This window comes from Chitinophaga sp. RCC_12 (genome assembly GCF_041360695.1).
In the GTDB taxonomy this organism is placed as follows: domain Bacteria; phylum Bacteroidota; class Bacteroidia; order Chitinophagales; family Chitinophagaceae; genus Chitinophaga.
In genome coordinates this window covers 654,485-676,864 of the sequence record NZ_JBFUPS010000003.1, presented here as the reverse complement: position 1 = coordinate 676,864, position 22,380 = coordinate 654,485, and the positions used below count along the sequence as shown (strand labels likewise).

17 protein-coding genes, 1 pseudogene and 1 riboswitch are annotated in these 22,380 nt (G+C 47.2%); of the genes and pseudogenes, 5 read left to right on the top strand and 13 right to left on the bottom strand.

The window, feature by feature from the left end; translation table 11 throughout:
- Window positions 1-25: 25 nt before the first annotated feature.
- The 5 genes from AB6805_RS12430 to AB6805_RS12410 form a co-directional block, all read right to left on the bottom strand.
- Window positions 26-3,208: an efflux RND transporter permease subunit gene (locus tag AB6805_RS12430; RefSeq protein WP_370909740.1), complete on the bottom strand. Its 3,183-nt coding sequence runs from the start codon at window positions 3,206-3,208 to the stop codon at window positions 26-28.
- Between the two features lie 29 nt (window positions 3,209-3,237).
- Window positions 3,238-4,362 carry an efflux RND transporter periplasmic adaptor subunit gene (locus AB6805_RS12425; RefSeq protein ID WP_370909739.1) on the bottom strand — a complete coding sequence of 375 codons (1,125 nt, stop codon included), beginning with the start codon at window positions 4,360-4,362 and terminating at the stop codon, window positions 3,238-3,240.
- A 27-nt stretch (window positions 4,363-4,389) separates the two neighbouring features.
- Window positions 4,390-5,724, bottom strand: coding sequence for a TolC family protein (locus AB6805_RS12420; RefSeq protein WP_370909738.1), 1,335 nt, complete (start codon window positions 5,722-5,724; stop codon window positions 4,390-4,392).
- A 408-nt stretch (window positions 5,725-6,132) separates the two neighbouring features.
- Window positions 6,133-7,032 carry a lipoyl synthase gene (gene lipA / locus AB6805_RS12415; RefSeq protein WP_079468971.1) on the bottom strand — a complete coding sequence of 300 codons (900 nt, stop codon included), beginning with the start codon at window positions 7,030-7,032 and terminating at the stop codon, window positions 6,133-6,135.
- Window positions 7,033-7,068: 36 nt separating this feature from the next.
- Window positions 7,069-7,875, bottom strand: coding sequence for a hypothetical protein (locus AB6805_RS12410; protein WP_370909737.1), 807 nt, complete (start codon window positions 7,873-7,875; stop codon window positions 7,069-7,071).
- Window positions 7,876-8,068: 193 nt separating this feature from the next.
- Between AB6805_RS12410 and AB6805_RS12405 the strand changes: the two genes are divergently transcribed.
- Complete coding sequence (locus AB6805_RS12405) at window positions 8,069-8,476, top strand: OsmC family protein (protein WP_370909736.1); 408 nt, start codon at window positions 8,069-8,071, stop codon at window positions 8,474-8,476.
- Between the two features lie 249 nt (window positions 8,477-8,725).
- On the opposite strand, the gene AB6805_RS12400 is transcribed toward AB6805_RS12405, so the two are convergent.
- Window positions 8,726-10,009: a DUF2851 family protein gene (locus AB6805_RS12400; protein ID WP_370909735.1), complete on the bottom strand. Its 1,284-nt coding sequence runs from the start codon at window positions 10,007-10,009 to the stop codon at window positions 8,726-8,728.
- A gap of 127 nt (window positions 10,010-10,136) precedes the next feature.
- Window positions 10,137-10,256: riboswitch (SAM riboswitch) on the top strand.
- Window positions 10,257-10,441: 185 nt separating this feature from the next.
- Here AB6805_RS12400 and AB6805_RS12395 point away from each other — a divergent pair.
- Window positions 10,442-11,620 carry a PLP-dependent aspartate aminotransferase family protein gene (locus AB6805_RS12395; protein WP_079468975.1) on the top strand — a complete coding sequence of 393 codons (1,179 nt, stop codon included), beginning with the start codon at window positions 10,442-10,444 and terminating at the stop codon, window positions 11,618-11,620.
- 96 nt (window positions 11,621-11,716) lie between these two features.
- Window positions 11,717-12,898, top strand: a complete 1,182-nt coding sequence (locus AB6805_RS12390; protein WP_370909734.1) for a homoserine dehydrogenase — start codon at window positions 11,717-11,719, stop codon at window positions 12,896-12,898.
- A 62-nt stretch (window positions 12,899-12,960) separates the two neighbouring features.
- Here AB6805_RS12390 and AB6805_RS12385 read toward each other — a convergent pair whose 3' ends face one another.
- From AB6805_RS12385 to AB6805_RS12370, 4 genes and pseudogenes are all read right to left on the bottom strand, one after another.
- Window positions 12,961-13,530, bottom strand: a complete 570-nt coding sequence (locus AB6805_RS12385; RefSeq protein ID WP_370909733.1) for a nucleoside triphosphate pyrophosphatase — start codon at window positions 13,528-13,530, stop codon at window positions 12,961-12,963.
- A 2-nt stretch (window positions 13,531-13,532) separates the two neighbouring features.
- Window positions 13,533-14,477 (bottom strand): annotated as a pseudogene (locus AB6805_RS12380) (geranylgeranylglycerol-phosphate geranylgeranyltransferase); the annotation flags it as partial.
- 10 nt (window positions 14,478-14,487) lie between these two features.
- Window positions 14,488-15,009: a KdsC family phosphatase gene (locus AB6805_RS12375; RefSeq protein ID WP_370909732.1), complete on the bottom strand. Its 522-nt coding sequence runs from the start codon at window positions 15,007-15,009 to the stop codon at window positions 14,488-14,490.
- Between the two features lie 43 nt (window positions 15,010-15,052).
- Window positions 15,053-15,817: a Rossmann-like and DUF2520 domain-containing protein gene (locus tag AB6805_RS12370; RefSeq protein ID WP_370909731.1), complete on the bottom strand. Its 765-nt coding sequence runs from the start codon at window positions 15,815-15,817 to the stop codon at window positions 15,053-15,055.
- Window positions 15,818-16,041: 224 nt separating this feature from the next.
- On the opposite strand from AB6805_RS12370, the gene topA reads away from it, so the two are divergent.
- Together topA and AB6805_RS12360 are read left to right on the top strand one after the other, a co-directional pair.
- On the top strand, window positions 16,042-18,390 hold the full coding sequence (topA, locus tag AB6805_RS12365; protein WP_370909730.1) for a type I DNA topoisomerase: 2,349 nt from the start codon (window positions 16,042-16,044) through the stop codon (window positions 18,388-18,390).
- A gap of 127 nt (window positions 18,391-18,517) precedes the next feature.
- Window positions 18,518-19,390: a transglutaminase-like domain-containing protein gene (locus tag AB6805_RS12360; RefSeq protein ID WP_370909729.1), complete on the top strand. Its 873-nt coding sequence runs from the start codon at window positions 18,518-18,520 to the stop codon at window positions 19,388-19,390.
- Window positions 19,391-19,717: 327 nt separating this feature from the next.
- Here AB6805_RS12360 and AB6805_RS12355 read toward each other — a convergent pair whose 3' ends face one another.
- The 3 genes from AB6805_RS12355 to era form a co-directional block, all read right to left on the bottom strand.
- On the bottom strand, window positions 19,718-19,936 hold the full coding sequence (locus AB6805_RS12355) for a hypothetical protein (protein WP_370909728.1): 219 nt from the start codon (window positions 19,934-19,936) through the stop codon (window positions 19,718-19,720).
- 89 nt (window positions 19,937-20,025) lie between these two features.
- Window positions 20,026-21,339 (bottom strand): ribosome biogenesis GTPase Der, encoded by a 1,314-nt coding sequence (der, locus tag AB6805_RS12350; protein WP_370909727.1) that lies wholly within the window; start codon window positions 21,337-21,339, stop codon window positions 20,026-20,028.
- Between the two features lie 58 nt (window positions 21,340-21,397).
- Window positions 21,398-22,267: a GTPase Era gene (gene era / locus AB6805_RS12345; protein WP_079468984.1), complete on the bottom strand. Its 870-nt coding sequence runs from the start codon at window positions 22,265-22,267 to the stop codon at window positions 21,398-21,400.
- Window positions 22,268-22,380 lie beyond the last annotated feature (113 nt).

Here is a 22,380-nt window from a genome sequence, read left to right as displayed (position 1 = left end):
TACAATTATAAACCCTTCTCTTTTATTACAACCTGCCCTGCACATCGTGCTCCGGTACAGACTGATAATTCTCTTTCATTTTACGGAGCTTCTCTTTGCCGTAAGCCAAACGGGTGATCACCACGTACAGCACCGGCACTATAAAGATGGCCAGGAAGGTGGCGGTAAACATACCACCCAATACGGTCCAGCCCATTGTTTTACGCGCTTCCGCACCTGCGCCGGACGAAAATACCAGCGGCAGGATACCCAGCAGGAAGGCCAGGGAAGTCATGATAATAGGGCGTAAACGCAGCTTCGCTGCTTCCACTGCCGCTGTTACCAGGTCCATGCCCTTATCCACACGTTCCTTCGCAAATTCCACGATCAGGATCGCATTCTTGGCCGACAAACCGATCAGCGTGATCAAACCGATCTGTGCGTATACGTTGTTGCTCAGCTTCGGCAGGAAGGTAAGCACTGTAATGGCCCCAAAGGCGCCGATAGGCACCGCCAGGAGTACGGAGAACGGTACTGACCAGCTCTCGTACAATGCGGCCAGGAACAGGAACACAAAGATGATAGACAGTGCAAAGATGTACACCGTTTTGGAACCCGACAGGAGTTCCTCGCGGCTCAAACCGGAGAACTCATAACCATATCCATCCGGCAGGGTTTGCGCCGCCACTTCTTTCAGCGCATTGATGGCATCACCACTACTGTATCCCGGCGCCGGGTTACCATTTATTTCCGCAGAGCGGAACAGGTTATAGTGTGAAATTACCGGGGCGCTTTCTATCACCTTATAAGAAGTGAGAGAACTCAGTGGCACCATAGAACCGGCTGCATTGCGTACAAATAACTGGCTCAGATTTTTGATATCCCCGCGGTAGGTGGAATCCGCCTGCGTTACCACGCGGAAGTTACGGCCATAGATGGTGAAGTCGTTGATATAAGCGCTACCCATGTATGTTTGTAATGCAGTAGCAATATCAGAGATCTTCACCCCCATTTTCTTCGCCTTCTCACGGTCGATGTCCAGCTGGTAGCCGGGCGTGCGTGCGGTGAAGAAGGAGAATGCCTTGGCTATTTCAGGGCGTTTGTTGGCGGCGGCCAGGAAGTTCTGTAATACCCCTTCAAACGCTTTCACCTCGCCGCTTCCTTTTTGCTCCAGTATAAACGAGAACCCTGCAGTAGATCCCAGACCCGGAATGGCCGGAGGTGGAATTACCACTACGTTTGCTTCTTTGTATTTCGATAACTTTTTCTGCAGCGCAGCTACCAGTCCGAAAACCTGCAGGGAATCCGGCTTGCGTTCATCCCAGGGTTTCAGCTGACAAAAGATCGTAGCACTGTTTGATTTGGTGGCAAAGTTTACCACGTTCAACCCCCCGAGCGCTGCATAGTGGGCAATACCTTCGGTGTTGTCCAGGTCTTTCATCATTTGCTGCATGACAGCCAGCGTACGTTCTGTAGAAGAAGATTCGGGCAGATCGAAGGTGATGTAAATACGTCCGTCATCTTCGGTAGGAATGAACCCGGTGGGCTTAGCTTTGAATAACATCATCGTTCCCACAAAAATGCAGATCAGGATGACAACTACAAAGCGGAAGTAGCGGATACTCTTCTTAACTCCCATGGAATAACGGGAAGTAGTATGCCCGAACCAGCGGTTGAATTTAAAGAAGAACTTGTTCAGACCCTTTGAATCTTTATCCAGGTGCATTGGTTTCAGCAACAGGATACACAACGCCGGTGTTAATGACAAGGCTACAAAAGCAGAGATCATTACAGAGATGGCGATGGTGATCGCAAACTGCTGATACAGGCGACCAACGATACCAGGTATAAACCCTACCGGCACAAACACCGCCGCGAGGATCAGCGCAATCGCAATTACCGGCCCGGATATTTCCTTCATGGCCATTGCAGTAGCGTCTCTCGGCGACATTTTCTCATGGTCAATATTATGCTGCACTGCTTCTACCACCACAATGGCATCATCCACCACGATACCAATGGCCAGTACGAAACCGAACAAAGTAAGGGTGTTGATGGTAAATCCAAGCGGGATGAAGAAGATAAATGTGGCGATAATGGATACCGGGATAGCTAATACGGGGATCAAGGTAGCGCGCCAGCTCTGCAGGAACAGGAACACCACTATCACTACCAGTATCAGCGCTTCCACGAGTGTGTGCAATACTTCCTCTATGGATACTTTTACTACAGATACGGATTCAAATGGCACTACATATTCCACATCGTTTGGAAACTGTTTCTTCAGTTCTTCCATTGCTGCCGTAACATTCTTCGCTGTTTCAATCGCATTGCTTCCCGGCGCCTGGTAAACCAGCAGGTAGGCTGCGCGCTTGCCATCCACAAAGTTGTTACCCGCGTAGTTGAATTTACCTAACTGCACACGGGCTACATCTTTCAGGTATACCAGCGTTCCGTCTGACGGACGCGTTTTAATGATCACATTTCCAAATTCCTCGGGGGTGGATAAACGTCCTTTGGTGAAGATGTTGTATTCAAAGGTTTGCCCGGTTTGTTGCGGCGGCGCACCCACGGAACCTGCGGTGATCTGCGCATTCTGTTCTGCCAGCGCTGCACGTATATCCTCGGCAGTTACGCCCATTTCTGCGAGCTTATCGGGCTTCAGCCAGATACGCATACTGAAATCATCTGCACGGGTAAAGATATCACCCACGCCTTTAGCCCTCAGCAACGCATCTTTTACATATACGTTGGTGTAGTTATCCAGGAAGGTAATATCGTGTGTGCCTTTGGGTGAGTACAAAGCTACCAGCATGAGAATGCTGGGATTACGCTTTCTAACGGTTAAGCCCAAACGCTGTACTTCCTGTGGCAGGGTAGGCTGCGCAATACCCACACGGTTTTGCACATCCAGTGCGGCGATGTTGATGTCGGTACCTACTTCAAAGTTAACCGTCATACTCATCTGACCACTGCTGGTGTTGTTGGTGTTGATATAGGTCATGCCCGGCGTACCATTCACCTGCACTTCCACGGGCGTGGCCACGGTTTGTTCTACCGTTTGTGCATCCGCACCGGTATAGGTACCTGTTACCTGCACAGTGGGGGGTGAAATTTCCGGATACTGGCCAATGGCCAGGTTCATCATCGCCAATATCCCTACCAGCACCAGTACTATAGATATTACTATAGCCGTTACGGGTCGTTTTATAAAAGTATCTGCAATCATGATCTTCTGCTGTTGATTCTACTGATAAACTATTTCTTCGCAGGCGCGCCTGTTGGTGCGGCTGGTATTCCTATCTGTATCTTGCCGCCATCACGTAAACGCTGGAAGCCTTCTGTAATCACTTTATCGCCGGCCTGGATACCGTCCATGATCACGATCCTGTCGCCGATTCTTGGTCCGAGGTGTACTTTTTGCTGGGCTGCCACAGAATCTTTTGCAATGAATACAAAGTATTCACCCATCTGCTCGGTGATGGCTTTGTAAGGAATGATCAGCCTTTCGCCGGATTGTTCATTCAACACACGCAACACGCAGCTCATACCATCTTTCAGGCGGTCGTCAGGATTACTGAATTCGATACGCACGCGAATAGTACCGGTCTGGTTATCCACCCCACGGTCGATAGCCAGGATCTTACCGGCATGAACGAACTCTGTGCCATCGGACAACTGCAAACGGAAGGTGGAGTCGCTGGCTTTGCTGCCCTGCATGGCGGCAAAACGGGAGATATCATTTTCTGTTACCACGAAATCAACACCTATCGGGTTTTCGCTGGAGATGGTATTCAGAAGGGTTGTACCGGGACTCACTTGTGCGCCCAGCTTTACCTGTGAGATACCGATACGCCCGGTAAACGGCGCTTTGATCAGGGAATAATCCAGGTCGGTACGCACAGCAGACAGGTTGGCTTCTGCTGCAGCCAGCTGGCTGCGGGAAGTTTCCAGCGTCGCTTTCGCATTATCGAGTATCTGACGGGCTACCGCATCCTGCTCTGCCAGTCGCTGGTAACGGTCATCATCTTTTTTTGCTCTCTCAAAGGTGGCTCTCGCGCTGGCCACATTTGCCTGTGCCTGCAAATAAGCCGCTTCATATTTACGGCGGTCTATTTCATACAGGGTCTTTCCTTTCTGCACCACTTCACCTTCTTTAAAAAAGATCCCGGTAATAAACCCTGACACCTGGGAACGCAGTTCCACCTGGTTCAACGCTACTACTGTGGCGGGATACTTATCATAATAAACGGCCGGTGCTACGGATGCCTCCGCAATATTTACCGGTGTAGGGGGCACAGCAGGCGCTCCTTTCTGGGCAGGACCTTTACAGGCAGTAAAGCCCAGGATACTGGCAGCGCTGATTAAGACAATGTTGTTCATTTTTTTCATATCCGTTCCGGTTACCATTTAATAATTAGCTGTTAAGGTTCCTAATGCTTTTTGCAGGTCTATCCGGCTGGACAGCACCTGGTACATGGAATTATAAAAATTCAGTTGCGCAGTGCGCAGTTCTGTTTCAGACACCAGTACATCGAGGTAGGTTTTGATCCCTTCCTTATACTGCAGTTGTAACATATCGTATACATCCTGTGCCATCTGTACATTTTCTTTCAATGTGAGATAGTCGTTGTAATTACTTTTATATGCAGCCATTGCCTGTGCGTACTGCGAATTGATCTGGCTTCTTAAAGCCGCGAAATCCCATTGTGTACGCTGGATCTGGAGTTCTGCCATGCGGATGTTATGTACTCTTTTTCCTCCCTGGAAAATGGGTAAGGATAATTTCAATCCAAGTAAAGAGTTGGGGAAATTCTCACTGTATAACTTGCCAAATTGCTCATTCTGATAAGCAAAAGAGTAGTTAATAAAAGCAGATACGGTGGGCAGGTAGCTCCATTTATTGTATTTCAGGTTAGCCTGCAGTAAGCTTTGCTGTGTTTCGAGTAACTGGTATTCAATGCGGTTTTTATAATCGGCCGTCAACAGGGTGTCCGCCCCTGTTACCTCTGCTGCTACGGAAGCGGAATCCTCCGTCAGCGGCACATCGCCGCCGTTCAGTGGATATCCCATCAGTTCCTTCAGGTAAGCCTGTTTGGAGGTGAGCAGTTCACGTGCGGCCTTTTGTTGTGCGCGGGCATTGTTCAGTGAAATGGTAGCGCGCTTGGCATCGGTTTTATCCACAATACCGCTGGCGTATTGGTTATTCGCATCTCTAAGGCTGCGTTCCAGGCGGATAATGTCTTCACTCAATACTTTGATCTGCTGTGTAGTGAGGAGTACGTCGTAGTAAGCCTTGCTCACATCTGCCACCAGGTCTATCTGGTTGCGTGCCGTGGTCTGATGGCTTTGTTTCCGTACATCCCTTGCCGTATTGGTAGCCAGTAGGAGATCACGGGTAAAGAGGTTCTGATTCAGTCCGAACTGCGCGGTAGAAGTATTGGCCACGCCTACTTTGGTAGGATTACCACCAAAAATGGAGGTGGGCAGTTCCAGGTAATGCTGGATATTATAATCCAGGTTGATCTGTGGGTACCAGTCGGCCAGCTTACTTTTCACTGTTCTGTCGGTAATCGCTTCATCGATGCGCGATTGCCTGATGACCGGCTGGTGGGAAAGGGCATACCGCACACATTCCTGCAGGGTAGCGCTGGTTAACAGAGAGTCCGTAGATTGCTGTGCAAATACCTGCGGGGATATAAATAATCCGCACGCCACAGCTAACAAATAAAATGCTCTTTTCATAAAAGGCTTTTGACATTCAGTTCATCATTGTACCAATCGAAAGAAAATAATGTATACCAGCAAGAGGTTGATTTCTTTCATGGCATGGCATTATTATCCCGTATTTGTTGCAGCGCTGTACGCACTCCAACATTTTTAATTGCCGCAAAAACATGTTAAGCTGTAATCATTACAGCAAACAGGTAGGTCGATAAGAGAGTTGCGAATTCAAAATCATCTGAAACTTTATCAGCACGGTTTCCAGGATGGTTTCAGGTATCTGAATACAACGTATAACAGCGAAGTAGGTGAACAACAAAATGATTCTGTTGCTTAGGTAAAACGAATTCGGGCGCTAAGATAACGCTATGAAAACGAAAATCCACCCTTTTGGGTGGATTTTAACAATTAAGTGAAAATCAGTTCCGGTCATCCTTTATTACGACCGCTGACAATATGTTTCTCTGCGTGATAAGATGATCTTACTAACGGTCCTGACTCTACGTAGTCGAGTCCCATATTGTAACCTATCTCGCGTAATTCGGCAAATTCATCAGGATGCACGAAGCGGGCAACAGGCAGGTGTTTTGGAGTAGGCTGGAGATACTGGCCCAGCGTTACCACATCACAACCGTTGTCGTACAGGTCCTGCATGGCCTGTACCACTTCTTCTTTTGTTTCGCCCAAACCGAGCATGATACCGCTCTTCGTGCGCATGCCACCTTCTTTCAGGCGACGGATCACTTCCAGGCTGCGGTGATATTTGGCTTGTATCCTTACCTGTTTGGTTAAACGTTCTACCGTTTCCAGGTTATGTGATACAATTTCGGGCGCCACATCGATAATGCGCTGGAGGTTTTCCCATTGGCCGCGGAAATCCGGGATAAGGGTTTCCATGGTGGTTTCCGGGTTCAATGCCCTTACGGCATTGATGGTATTGGCCCAGATAATGGAACCGCCGTCTTTCAGTTCATCCCTGTCCACAGAGGTGATAACGGCATGTTTTACTTTCATCAGGTAAATGGCTTCGGCCACGCGCTGTGGTTCATCAAAATCCACTGCCTCCGGCCGACCGGTGGCTACGGCGCAAAAACCGCAGCTACGGGTACAGATATTTCCCAGGATCATAAAAGTAGCGGTACCGGCTCCCCAGCACTCGCCCATATTAGGGCAGTTACCACTTTCGCAGATCGTATGTAATTTATGGGTATCTACCAGGTTTCTAACCTGTTTATAATTCTCGCCTATGGGTAATTTAACGCGCAGCCAGTCTGGCTTTTTTACTCTTGTTGTAGCCGGTTCGGCGGCTATTACGGGTAGTTCTTGCATCGCTTATTCCTTTCTTTAGAAGAGCAAAGTTAATACTTATCTCTTATTCCAGCGCTTCCCGAATTGGATGCTGACATATGCATTAAAAAAGAACTGTTTATTTTGGTCAACGCCATCCACGATCACCATAATAGGGATCTTTTTGGTGTAATATTCAGCATTTACCCCTACTTCCAGGGCGCTCACCACCTCGTTAAAGTGCGCCCAGTCGAACCGCATGCCCAATTTTGCATGTAAACCCGGTACCACACTGAGGTTATTCCAGCCCTTACCAAAGCCGCCGGCGCCGTTGATCTGTTCCTTATGCAGGAACAGGTCTGCTGTTTCCGGGCTGTATTTGATATCCACATTTTCGCCATTTTCGTCCTGCACGTTCAGGTAATAAGGTTTCAACAGCCCTAGGGATACGCCCCCGTAATAGATGGCGTCTACCTCTACCCCGTTTTTATTGGCTTTGCCACCGATCAGGTACCGCTGACCCACGCCCAGCTTAGCCTGGTAGAAATTATTCTGTTTACCGTATATAAATGGACGCTGGGTAAAGGCATAACCGCTGTTGTTCTTTACTTCCTTGTGACTTTTCTTCTCTCCAAACTCAAACTGGAAATAATTCACCTTTTTCCTGGTTTTCCGGTATCCCAGTTCCGCAAAGCCGGACCAGCCGTCGGTATTCAGCCGGGCACCCGCGGAAAAGTCGCGCTGGAAAACGTTTTCCCCTTCCTCCTGTTCACGGAAAATGGAGATCTTCTTCAGCTTACGCTGTTCCTTATCGCTCTTCTTATTAGTGCTTTGCTGCTGCCGTGAGGTGGATTGCGCAAACAAGCCGCCGGATATTGTTGCCAAAAACAGGATTAAGTATATTTTTTTCACAGTGGGCTATTGTTATAATAATTAAACGCTTGAACAAAGGTATTGTTATGTATATATTACAAACGTAGCTAATTTTTTTTTAGTTTACCAGGGCCTTCACTGCCAGGGAATACACTTATAATAAAAATACATTTAATTTTACGGATTGATCATTTAAAAAGATATCATGCAAACAGCATCTATTATCTATACCGGCGAACTTCGTACAACCGCCACCCACCTGCAATCAGGCACTGTTATCGAAACAGATGCCCCTGTTGATAACCGTGGTAAAGGAGAAAGATTTTCCCCGACCGACCTGGTGGCTACCGCCCTCGGTTCCTGCATGCTCAGCATCATGGGCATCAAGGCGCTGGATAATAACTGGGCTATTGAAGGCACCAAAGTAAGCGTTCAGAAAATAATGGGCTCGGATCCCCGCCGCATTACCGGCGTAACCATCGTATTCGACTTCCCCGCCGGCCATGGCTTCGGTGAAAAGGAAAGAACCATCCTGGAAAGAGCTGCCCTCACCTGCCCGGTGGCCAAGAGCGTGCACCCGGATATTGTGCAGGACGTAACCTTTAACTGGTAAGGCGGAGAATCGCCTTCGGCGATTGTAAATTGTCTTGGGCGCTGATTACGCTGATTATACTGATTGGCTTGATTTTTACTTTTTGGATTTTTTTGGATTAAAAGATGAAGGGAGATAAAAGCGGGTATATCCGTTTCTATCTCCCTTTAATCTTTTAAAATCAAACAGTATCAAATCTTCAAAATCAGTATAATCAGCGTAATCAGCGCCCAAGACAATTTCCGCATCGCCGAAGGCGAGGCGCCCTCCTCACCCCCCCGCGATGATCTTCGCTCCTATGGCGCAATGCAGGCACTTCTTCTCGTCGCAGTAGTATTGCTTCAGCTGCAACAGGGCTTGCGATTCCATAGCGCTTTCCTGGGTTACGCCCAGCCGGCTCCAGCTGTTGGTGATGTGGTTCTTTTCCGGTGGCAGCTGTTGCAGGAAATGCAACGCTTTTTCCTGGTAATATTTCCCGTTCTTATCCTGTCCGTACAGGAACAGCAATGGCAATACCGTGTTGATCAGGATGCCCTGCACCGCCTGTTTCCCTGGCCGTTGTGTGCGGGCCACGGGGTGCCCGAAGCGGTAATGCGTATGCCAGTACGCCGACGGCTGTACGAAGAACAACTGTTCCAGCGCTGTTACGTCGGGGGCTTCCAGTATGCGGGAAAACAGGTGGGGAGATTGCTGCAAAAGCGCCGCAAAAGTGGCCAGCCGCATGGTAGGAAAGGCAGCAGGTCGCATCCGCAGCCAGTTCCATTGGTGAGCGGGCATAGGACTTAGCCGGAACTTGTGTTGCAGGTGCCCGTAAACATCCTGTAACTGCAACGCATATCCGTCTGTTTGGGGCGCTTCCAGCATACCTGCCTGGCCAAACAGGAGGGCCTCCAGTTGAAGCAACAGGTGCCGGTACCGCATCAGCATTTTGTAGGGCAGCGACTGCGCCACTTGCAGGAACGGCAGGGTATTTACGGGCGTGCCATAACTTTGGGCTACCGCCCAGTAACACACCTCTTCCCAGTTGTAGCGGTTGTGCTGCAGCCAGGCCCGCAGGCTGCCGATTTTACGTTCCCAGCGCTCCGCCAGTAAGCGTTCCTTCCAGCTGAGCCAGATGAGTGGCGGTACCTGCGCGGCATGCGGGGCACAGGGCACAAAAGGCGACAACCGCCGCAGCTCCTCATACCGCTGCAGGAGCAGCTTGGGAATATGCTGCTGCAATTCCAGGCAGGGCGCCTCGCCCATTCCTACGGCGGGCATATCGTGTACAAACACCACATGCAGGATAATACGACCGTATTGCGGATTGTGCTGGTGCCCATGCCGGAACCAGTCGGATGTACGCAGGTGCAGCTCCACCTGGCCTACCCATAAGGTAGCCCCGATCCTGATTTTTGCGGCCGAAAAATCCGGCCCGCCATTGTGGTTGTGACTACCGGGAAACAAGACCTGTACTGATTCTCCGCCGGTAGTAGTTAGATGATCCTGCTTAAATAGCCGGAATGCCCAGATATGCTGGAACAGCTCTTCTGAGAGCAACGGGTTAACAAACATAAGAGATATGGTTGGGTACAAAATAATATCATCCAAAGGTAATAAAACATCGATTAATAAATAAAATTCAACTCCAATTTGGAAATCTGCTCAAAGTCATATTACCTTTGCGCCAGTTCTTACACATCACTTATCCAGAAAGGCGGAGGGACTTGGCCCTGCGATGCCTTAGCAACCTTTCCTGATTATTATGATCAGGAAAAAGGTGCTAATTCCTGCCCCGGTGCAAATCGGGGAAAGATAAGTTGGCAGAGATAATACTTCACAGAGATATATAACTTTCTAAAGGAGCTCTTCCAACAAACGGGAGAGCTTTTTTTATGCCCCTTCCCCACCCTTTTCATGGATTTGTTGTTGTTTAAGTTGATCTTTAATGATATCGTTGCAGTTGGCAATTGTGCACATTGAACATCATTAAAAATAATTTATAACATGAAAACAGCTACACAACTGATTCATAGCATACCGGTAGACGAACTGACAGGCGCTATTTCTGTGCCTATCTATCAAACGTCCACTTTTGTGCAGGAATCACCCGGCATCAATAAAGGCTTTGAGTTTTCGCGGGCGAACAACCCCACGAGAAAAGTGCTGGAAGACCTCATCTGCAACCTGGAAGAAGGGTTTGCCGGATTTGCGTTTGCCAGCGGTATGTCAGCCATAGATGCGGTGCTGAAGCTGTTAAAGACCGGCGATGAGATCATGGCCGTGGAAGATACCTACGGTGGCATCTTCCAGATCTTTAATCACATGTTTGAACGCTTTGGCATCAAAGTGAATTTTGTAGATACCAGCAACCTCGATAAAGTACTGGCCGCCATCACGCCCAATACAAAGATCATCTGGCTGGAATCCCCTACCAATCCTACTTTGCGTGTATCTGATATTAAATCTATCAGCAAAATTGCTAAACAACATAACATCCTGCTGGCGGTAGACAATACCTTCAGTACACCACTACTGCAACAGCCGCTGACGCTGGGCGCCGACCTGGTGATCCACAGCGCGTCCAAATACCTCGCAGGACACTGTGACGTAATTGCCGGCCTCGTAGTCGTAAACTCAAAAACACTGGCAGACCAGATCCGGTATAACCAGAATATTTCCGGCAGTATCCTCAGCCCGTTTGAAGCATGGCTCACCATACGCGGTATCGAAACATTATACCTGCGCCTGGAAAAACAATGCAGCAACGCCAACGCCATCGCCAACTGGCTGGCCGCACATCCCGCTGTGGATAAAGTATTTTATCCCGGACTGGCTACTCATAAAAACCATCACATTGCCCGTAAACAACAAAAAAATTACGGCGCACTGGTAAGCTTTTCCCTGAAAAGCGACAATATCAAAAACGCTATACGTATCGTAAACGCCACCAAATTATTTAAGCTGGCAGAAAGCTTTGGCGGCGTGAAAAGCATGCTGGCCCATCCGGCCACCATGACGCATCGTACCATACCGGAAGAATTCCGGAGAAAAACAGGTCTGCAGGACTCCTGCATCCGTTTATCAGTAGGCATCGAAGATGCCGATGACCTGATCAACGACCTGAAACAGGCGCTGGACAAATTAAACCATCCGGCCGGCAAGCAAATTACTGTTTTACAATAGCCGTCAGCGGTTAGCACACCACTTTCAATGTTCAGAACCTGATCATCTCTGCACAGCGAAAGACTGACCCCTACGGCGGAAAGCTCAAAAAAAAGTATGGAAAACAAGATCATCAATTTAGGCATTTTCGGATTCGGCGTCGTAGGACAAGGACTCTATGAAGTTTTGAACAGAACAAAAGGTATTAATGCACGGATCAAAAAAATCTGTATTAAAGACCCCAATAAATCAAGACCTATCGATAGCAGCTACTTTACGACAGATAAAAACGACATCCTCGAAGATCCTACCATTGACGTAGTAGTGGAACTGATCAACGACACCGAAGCAGCCTTCGAAATAGTAAGCAAAGCACTCCGCAACGGCAAAGCCGTAGTAAGCGCCAGCAAACGTATGATCGCTGAAAACCTGCCCGCACTATACCAGCTGCAGGCGGAAAACAAAGTGCCATTCCTGTATGAAGCGTCCAGCTGCGCGAGTATTCCCATTATCCGCAACCTGGAAGAATATTATGATAACGACCTGCTCAATGCTGTAGAAGGTATCTGTAACGGATCTACGAATTATATTCTTACTAAAATATTTGAAGAGAACCTCAGCTTTGCCACTGCCCTGCAACAGGCACAGGACCTGGGTTTCGCGGAAACAGATCCTACACTCGACATCGAAGGATATGATCCGAAATTTAAGATAGTGATCCTGCTGCTGCACGCATTCGGCACCTTTGTGAAACCGGAAGAAGTGTTCAATTTCGGGATCCATCACCTCAATGATTTTGATATACAATTTGCCAAACAAAGAAATTGTACCATCAAACTGATTGCGCAATGCCGCCGTCAGAACGGCCACGTATTTGCATATGTACTGCCGCACCTGATCAGGGAACACAACCTGCTTTATGATGTATATAACGAATACAATGGTATCCTGCTGGAAAGCGCATTCACCGATAAACAGTTCTTTGTAGGTAAAGGCGCCGGCGGTACGGCTACCGGCAGCGCGGTATTATCCGATATCTCCGCCCTGTTATACAACTACCGCTATGAATACAAAAAGATCAAACAAAATAATCAGCCCAGCTTTACCAACGACGTAAACCTGAAAGTATACCTGCGCTACAAAACACCGGACCAGGTAGATCTGGCAGAGTTCTTTAATATCTCGGAGAAATATGAGTCTACTGAATGGCGCTATGTGGTAGGTACTATTAACTTACAGAAACTGAGAGAAGCCGGCTGGCTGAAAAATAAAGATGTGAATATTCTCGTATTGGAATAAAGATAGTAATAAGCAAAAACCAATCATGAAAACGGCGCAGTTCCCTGCGCCGTTCCTCTTGCTTAAAAATTTTCCAGTTCTTCCACTACCCTGCTCACCGGCAGCCCCATTACATTATAGAAGCAACCGTTGATACTGTCTATGCCCACAGCACCGATCCATTCCTGGATCGCATAAGCGCCGGCTTTATCAAAAGGCTTGTACTTATCCACATAATAAGTGATCTGGCCGGTAGTTAACGGCTTGAAATGCACGGCCGTTGTCTTGGAAAAAGCGACTTCTTTTTCTCCCTGTTGAATAATAACGCCGGTGACTACACGATGTTCACGCCCGCTGAGGCGCGACAAGATATCTATAGCATCTTCACGGTCCTTTGGCTTGCCGATAATGTTGTTATCCAGCACCACCACCGTATCTGCAGCGATAATGATATCGCTGGCTTCACACAGGTGCTGCACAGCGGCCGCTTTTTGCCGGGCAATATGAACCGGGATATCCGGTATGGCCAGCCCGGGAGGAAAAGTTTCTGCGGTTTCTACCACCTTCACCTGGAAAGGGATTCCGGCCTGCTCCAGCAGCTGCTTTCTGCGTGGCGACTGGGAAGCCAGGATAACGGGTGCGCGGTTATACATCTCTATAAATAAAGTTTAAAAAATATCATGGATAAAATACCGGTGAGCATAATTACTTTCACCAGGGAACTCACCTTGTGATAATGTTCCGGCAGGCTTGCCTTTTTTAACCTCAGGTAGATATAGGCACAGGGTACCTGTACAAACAGGAACAGATAGCCGATGGCAATATACCAGCCAAGTATCCACACCCGGATTTCTACCAGGAGGATAATAATGATCAATGCCAGCAACAGCGCATTGCAAAAGCGTTTGGCAGCCAGCACTCCCCAGGCAATGGGCAGGGTACGGCACCCATCTTTGCTGTCGCCCATCATATCTTCCAGGTCCTTCACAATTTCCCTGACCATAGAGATGAGGAATGCAAATAACGCATACACCCCGATGATCTGGATCAGCTTCCGGCCGGTGGGCGACAGGATGGCTTCAAAGCTATGATAGATCTGTTTTTCGTAAAATCCTACCACCACTACTGCCAGGGCAGTTAGTAATGAAATGACCACATTCCCGATGAGTACCTGTCTTTTAAAAGAAGTGGAGTAAAACCAGAGCAGCAGGGAACAGATTACCTGGGTGAAGCCGAGGTAAAACTGCTCCGTTTTCCAGGCTACCAGGAAACCCAGCGACACGCCGGCCAGGTTAAGCATGGTGTGCCAGGCCATGGCCCAGCGACGGCTGATAATTTTGTCCAGCACCATTTTATCGGGCTTGTTGACAATGTCTATGTTGATATCAAAATAGTCGTTGATGATATAACCCGCGGCTGCTACCAATATGGTAGAAAGGCTCAATAAAATAAATTGGGGAACCGGCAGTGACGGCTCTTCGCCGGAGCTGCGTAAAACCGGCTCTACTACGCAATATTGCAGTAAAAACTGGGTTAGGCCAATATATATCAGGTTTGGGTACCTGATCAGTTTAAAAAATGCAGCCCAGAGCTTCATAGTTTTTCTTTTATTATTTCGATGCTATTCCTTCATCCATTAACCAATGTCCATTCAGTTTCAATACTTTTTCCATGACTTCCCTCACGCAACCGTGGCCTCCGGGCAATGGGGACACATACCTGGAAATACTTTTTATTTCGGCTGCCGCATCTGCGGGGCAGGTGGGCAAAGCCACCAGTTGCATAGGCAGATAATCCGGGATATCATCTCCCATATATAATATCTCTTCCCAGCGAAGATCATTTTCAAAAACATAATCCTGCAGTTTCTCCTGCTTATCGTGTATGCCGGTGAAGATATCTTTTATACCGAGTCCCTGTAACCTGCTCACCACACTTTCTGATTTTCCCCCGGAGATGATCACCACACGATAACCTTTTTTTACCGCCAGCTGTAAAGCATAACCATCCTTGATGTTCATCCTGCGGGACATTTCGCCACCCGGCAGCAATTGCAGGGTGCCATCGGTGAGTACACCATCCACGTCCAGCACAAAGGTGGTGATAGATTTAAATAAAGCCAATACGTTCATGGGGCCAAAAATAGCCAATTACGCATTAAGAATCGCTTATTCTCTATTTATTATGGAACTGGTAAATGGCGTCAGACATTACCTGGTAAACCAGTTGCAGATAGGGATCACCGGCCAGCAATTCGCGGTGGAGGCTCATGGTGGTTTCATCCTGGCGCAGCGCCGGACCGGTTTGTACCGACTCCGGTGCAAACTTCTCCAGCCGGTCGAAAGTTTCCTTTATAATAGGTTGTAACAGGTTAAAGTCCAGCTGTTCTTTTTCACAATAGGCTTTTGCCTGTGCGATCAGGTGATTGGTAAAATTATTACATAATACCGCCGTGAGGTGATATTTCAGCCGTTGTTCCGAGGAAGTAACGGTAACGCTGCCGGAAATACTCTGAGCGAGCGATTGCAGCCGCCGGAGCACCTCGTCGTTGCTGGCTTCCAGCATCACCGGGATGGGCGGATAGCTCTTCACTTCCTTGCGGATCGATTGTAACGGGTATACCACCCCCGTATTAGACGATATCCGGGAAATAGCTGCCAGGGGTACGGCCCCTGCGGTATGCGCCACCATACGCTTCCCTAAGCGGAGCTGGTCGTTCAGTTCGGGGATGGCTGCATCACTTACCGCAAGCAGGTACACGTCTGCGTCCATATTTATATCCTGCAGATCGTCTGTATAATCTGCATGGAGCATCTCTCCCAGTTCCCTGGCGTGTTCCTTGTTCCGGCTCACTACCTGTTTTACGTGGTGACCATGAATTTTTAAGAGGTGTCCGAAACAATGCGCAACATTGCCAGTGCCAACGATAACTACATCCATTATAATTAATTTTAAAATAACAAACCGCCGGTATCCGTCTGATTCGTGCTTTCTAATATACGGGTTTTAGCGGGTCCCCGTTTTTTTCATTACATTACAACGTATTTTAACGTTTAAGAGTGCCTTATTTTTTAATTTGATGGTACTTTTATATTATTGCGGAATTCATTGCAATAATTATTTTATAGAATTTGCGTATTTAGCAGCACAATAAAGAAGCATACATGGCAAAAAATTTAGTTATAGTTGAGTCCCCGGCGAAAGCCAAGACCATAGAAAAAATATTGGGCAAAGACTTCGAAGTCAGGTCCTGCTTCGGTCACATACGTGACCTGGAGAAGGATGACATGGGGATAGACATTGAAAATAACTTCAAGCCTAAGTATGTGATCCCGGAAGATAAGGAAAAGGTGGTGAAAGAGCTGAAGAAGATGGCGAAGGATACCGATGAGGTATGGCTGGCAACGGATGAGGACCGCGAGGGGGAGGCCATTTCCTGGCATCTGTGTGAGGTGTTGAACCTGGACCCGAAGACGACCAAACGTATCGTTTTCCACGAAATCACCAAGCCTGCTATTGAAGCTGCGGTACAACATCCGCGTCACCTGGATATGGACCGTGTAAATGCACAGCAGGCCCGCCGTATCCTGGATCGCATCGTAGGTTTTGAAATTTCCCCGGTACTGTGGCGCAAAATGAGCATGCGCAACTCCCTGTCGGCCGGACGCGTACAATCCGTAGCTGTACGGCTGATCGTAGAAAGGGAAAGAGAGATCAATACCTTTAATTCGGTGAGCACCTTTAAAGTGGAAGCTTATTTCACCGGCAAGGATATTAATGGTAAGAACATTTCCTTCAAGGCCGACGGTCCCGGTAAATTCAAAACCGCGGAAGATGCGGAGAAATTCCTGGAACAATGCGTTGGAGCGGCTTATACCGTAAAAGACATACAGGTTAAACCAGGCAAGAAATCACCTGCAGCGCCTTTTACCACTTCTACCCTGCAACAGGAAGCCAGCCGCAAATTAGGCTACAGTGTTTCCAAAACCATGTTGCTGGCCCAGAAGCTGTATGAAAGCGGTAATATCACCTATATGCGTACCGACTCCGTAAACCTGTCGGATACCGCTATCGGTGAAATTGAAAAAGCGATCAAAACCAGTTTCGGTGATAAATACCATCAGCACCGGAAATTTAAAAATAAGAATGAGTCCGCACAGGAAGCGCATGAGGCCATCCGTCCTACCTACATGGAAAACACCACGGTAGATGACAGCGATACCCGCAAACTGTACGAACTGATCTGGAAACGTACTATCGCCAGCCAGATGGCAGATGCGGAACTGGAAAAAACCACCGCTAAGATCGATATCTCTACCAACCACGAAGAGCTGAGTGCCAGCGGGGAAGTACTGAAATTCGACGGCTTCCTGAAAGTATATATGGAGAGCCATGATGATGAGGATGAAACAGAAGAAGAACAGGAAGGCTCTTTACCGCCACTGGCAGTAAAACAGTCGCTGGATCTGAAAGAGATGAAAGCTACTGAAAGGTTCTCCCGCCCGGCTCCCCGTTATACGGAAGCCAGCCTGGTAAAGAAACTGGAAGAACTGGGCATTGGCCGTCCGTCTACCTATGCGCCTACCATTACCACTATCCAGAAGCGTAATTATGTAGAAAAAAGGGATAAAGAAGGAATAAAAAGAGATTTCCGTATCCTGAGCCTCAAGGACGATAAGATTACTAAACAAACCGATGCAGAGAATACCGGTGCAGAAAAATCAAAATTATTTCCCACCGATCTGGGAATGATTGTGACCGACTTCCTGAACCAGTATTTTAATAATGTAATGGACTACGGTTTTACCGCCAAGATTGAAGGGGAGTTTGATGAAATTGCCAGCGGTAAGAAGGTGTGGAACACGATGATCAGCGAATTTTATTCTCCTTTCCACAAAGATGTGGAAAACACCCTGGAAAATGCCGAGCGTGTAAAAGGAGAACGTCCGCTGGGCACCGATGCCGCTACCGGTAAGCCCATTGTAGCCCGCATGGGCCGTTATGGCCCTATGATCCAGATAGGTAGTGTAGAAGATGAGGAAAAGCCGCGCTTTGCCAAATTGAAGTCTACCCAGAGCATTGAAACCATCACCATGGATGAAGCCATGGAATTGTTTAAATTGCCGCGTAACCTGGGTCAGTTCGAGGACTCCGAGGTTATTGTAAATATTGGCCGTTTTGGTCCGTATGCACAGCACGATAAGAAGTTTTATTCCCTGAAAAAGGAAATGGACCCTTATACGGTGGAACTGGATGAAGTAGCGCCGCTGATTGCGGAGAAACGCACTGCCAAAGACGAACGGACTATCAAAATATTTGAAAAGGAGAAAATTCAGATCCTGAAGGGCCCATATGGTCCTTATATTAAGCAAGGCCTGAAGAACTATAAGATACCGAAGGAGAAAATAGATAACGCAGCTGATCTGACAGTGGAAGATGCCAAAGCGATCATTGAAGACGTTAAAGCAAATCCACCTAAGAAAAAGGCGCCTCCCAGAAAGAAAAAAGCTTAACGCTGTGGTAAGAAAATGCTGAAAAATGGGGCAATGATAATAACTGCAGTGTGAATGGTATGCTTATTATTTAATTTGCCGACAGGATCACATTATTTAATGATTACCACATGATCATAATAATGGTATGAACGAAAACAGAGAAATAAACGCTTTGTTCCACCTGTTGGATGATCCGGATCTGGAGGTATTTGATACGGTTGCCAGTAAAATATTACTGTACGGTAAAGATATCATTCCGAACCTGGAGAATTTGTGGGAGAATACAATTGACGAGGCTATTCAGGAAAGGATAGAACTGCTCATTCACCGGGTGCATTACCAGGATTTGCAGGCGGCGTTGCGTGTATGGGGGCTTTCAGAAAGACAAGACCTGATGCAGGGCGCCATATTGGCGGCCCGGTACCAGTTTCCCGATCTCATGGATGCGCAGATCATTGCGGAAATAGACCGGATCAAACGTAATATCTGGCTGGAACTCAATAATTATCTTACACCGCTGGAACAGATCAATGTGCTGAACAGCATGATCTATAACTACTTTGGCCTTAAAGGAGAAGAAGTTTCCTACCAGCGTAAAAATCAGTTTTTTATTAACCAGGTGGTAGAATCCAAAAAAGGTAATCCTGTTACCAATGGAATCATTTACCAGAGCCTGTGCACAATGCTGGATTTACCGGTGTATGCAGTGAATATCCCCCGGCAGTTTATCCTGGCGTATTTCGACAGCTACATTGATTTTTCCACCCCGATAGAACCTGATGACCACCGGATCCTGTTCTTTATAGATCCCATACAGGGCCAGATATATACCCAGCAGGATGTAGACACTTATCTGAAAAGGGTTTCTGTACCACCGGTGCCTTCTTACTTCAAACCACAATCCAACAAACGCATTATACAATTCTTATTAGAAGAATTATCCAAATGCTTCCGCGACGACAAAGACGCCTACAAACAGGATGAACTGATCAACCTGGCGAGTATACTCGAGGATTAGCGCGCGCCTTCGGCGCTTTTAAATTGTCTTGGCTCAGGATTACGCTGATTATACTGATTTGTTTGATTTTTACTTTTTTGATTTTTCATAGATTTTATAAATGATTAAGAGAGATAAAAGCGAATATATCCGCTTATATCTCTCTTAATCATTTATAAAAATCCAAAAAAACAAAATCAAACAAATCAGTATAATCAGCGTAATCCTGAGCCAAGACAATTTCCGCAGCGCCGAAGGCGCGAAGGCCCACACACGAAAAAGCCCACCGCACAAGCGATGGGCTTCTTAATTTCTTGCAAGAAAAGATATTATTGTTATAATAATCTCTTACTTAGCTGGAGTTGCAGCAGCAGCAGAATCAACTGGAGCAGTTACAGCAGCAGAATCAACGTGAGCAGCAGAATCAACTGGAGCAGTTGCTACTGGAGCAGCGTTCATAGTGTCTACTGGTGCAGTTGCAGCAGAATCAGCAGCAGGAGTGCTACCACCGTTACAAGCAACGAAGAACATGCCAGCGGCAACAGCGAATACGAATAATTTTTTCATTTTTTAGGTTGTTTTATTTTTAAAACCGCCGCAAAGGTATGCAAAATTTATAAAATACAAAATCTGCTGCCTGCTTTTTCGGTAAGTATTTATTTTTTTCTGAAGAAGATCTTCAACGGAACGCCTGTAAAATTAAATTTCGTACGGATCTGGTTCTCCAGGTAGTTACGGTATGGTGTTTTCACATCATCGGGGAGATTACAGAAAAACGCAAATGCCGGCGTATGTGTAGGGATCTGCGTTACATACTTGATACGGATGGGAATACCTCTTACCACCGGTGGATGATATGCTTCAATAGCTTTCAGCAGTACATCGTTCAACACGGAAGTCTGGATCCGGCGTTTACGGTTTTCGTATACGTCCAGGGCTGTTTCAATCGCCTTGAAAATACGTTGCTTTTCAGTTACGGAAGTGAAGATGATGGGCACATCGGAGAATGGCGCCAGTCGTTCTTTCAGCGTTTTTTCATAATCCCTGGCGGTGTTGGTACCTTTTTCCACGAGGTCCCATTTGTTCACCAGCACCACTACACCTTTACCTTTGCGGGCAGCGAGACTGAAAATGCTGAGATCCTGTGCAGTGATACCTTTTTCGGCATCCAGCAGCAGCATTACCACATCAGATTCATCTACCGCCTTGATGGCGCGGATCACGGAATAAAATTCCAGGTCTTCATGCACTTTTGTTTTACGACGGATACCAGCGGTATCTATCAGCATGAAATCTTTCTGGAACATATTATAGCGGGTGTGAATGGTATCGCGGGTAGTGCCGGCAATTTCGGAAACGATATTACGCTCTACGCCTACCAATGCATTCAGCAGGGATGATTTCCCTACGTTAGGCTGACCAATGATCGCTATTTTTGGAATATCTGTGTCCAGTCTGGCGTCTTCCATTTCCGGGGTAATAAAGCTTACCACGTCATCCAGCAATTCGCCGGTACCGCTACCGGTCATGGACGAAAGGAAGTGGACATGTTCGAAGCCCATACTGTAGAATTCCGTGGCTTCCAGCTGACGCTGACTGTTATCTACTTTATTTACTACGAGGAAAACCGGTTTGGAGGTGCGACGCAGAATGTTTGCCACGTCTGCATCCAGGTCGGTAATACCGGTGGTTACATCACACATGAAGATGATTACATTGGCCTCTTCCATAGCCACTTTTGCCTGCTTGCGAATCTCCCGCTCAAATACATCATCACTGTTGGTTACAAATCCGCCAGTATCGATTACGTTGAAGGTTTTGCCGTTCCAGTCGGCAATACCGTATTGACGATCGCGGGTTACACCGCTTTGGTCATCCACGATGGCCTTCCGTTGTTCCAGTAAACGATTGAACAACGTTGACTTGCCTACGTTGGGGCGACCCACTATAGCTGCTGTAAATCCTGCCATTTTTTTATTATATTTTGTCGTACTAACCTGGATAATACATCCAGGAATTTTGCAATGATTAATATCCGTATTCCTTCAGGAAAGTGTCGTTGTCGCGCCATTTGCCGCGTACTTTCACAAACAGTTCCAGGAATACTTTCCGCTCAATAAATTTCTCTATCTCCTGCCGGGCTAATGTTCCCAGCTCGCGGATGGATTTGCCCTTTTCACCGAGGATAATTCCTTTCTGGGTGTCGCGGGTGACGATGATTTCAGCGGTGATCTTTGTCAGTGTTTCCTTTTCCTGGAATTGTGTAACAATTACCGTAGTGTGATAAGGAATCTCTTCTTCAAACAACTGAAATACTTTTTCACGGATCATTTCTGCCACTAAAAAACGTGTAGACTTATCCGTTAGTGTATCATCCGGATAGAACGGGTTGCCATCAGGTAACAGCTTTATAATTTCCGCCAGTAACTCTTTTATACCTTTCTTCTGCATTGCAGACACCGGTACTACCGCTGCTGCTTTGCCCCAGGCTTTGGCGCGTTCTACCAGAACTTCCATATCCTCTTTAAGGATATTATCCATTTTATTAAGGATGAGAACGATCGGCACTTTCAGTTTCAGTGAATCAAATAATTCCAGGTTTTCTTCCATGGAATCTTTCGAATCCATGATCAGCAAAGCTACATCGGCATCCTCGAGGGCGGATTTAACCGCACCCATCATTTTCTCGTGCAGCTTGTATTTGGGATCAATGATGCCCGGTGTGTCAGAAAAAACGATCTGATACGCAGGGTCCGTTAATACGCCTGTAATACGATGCCGCGTGGTTTGCACTTTGGGGGAAATAATAGCCAGCTTCTCGCCGATAATGGCGTTCAGCAAGGTGCTTTTTCCCGCATTGGGCTTACCAAAAATATTTACAAAACCTGCCTTATGCATGATGACATTTAAAACCTGGTGATGTTGCTTTCACAACTCAAACTTACCGAAATAAAAAAAGCCGAATTTCTTCGGCTCTTAATCTTTTTTATGGACGCTGACGTACCTATTTT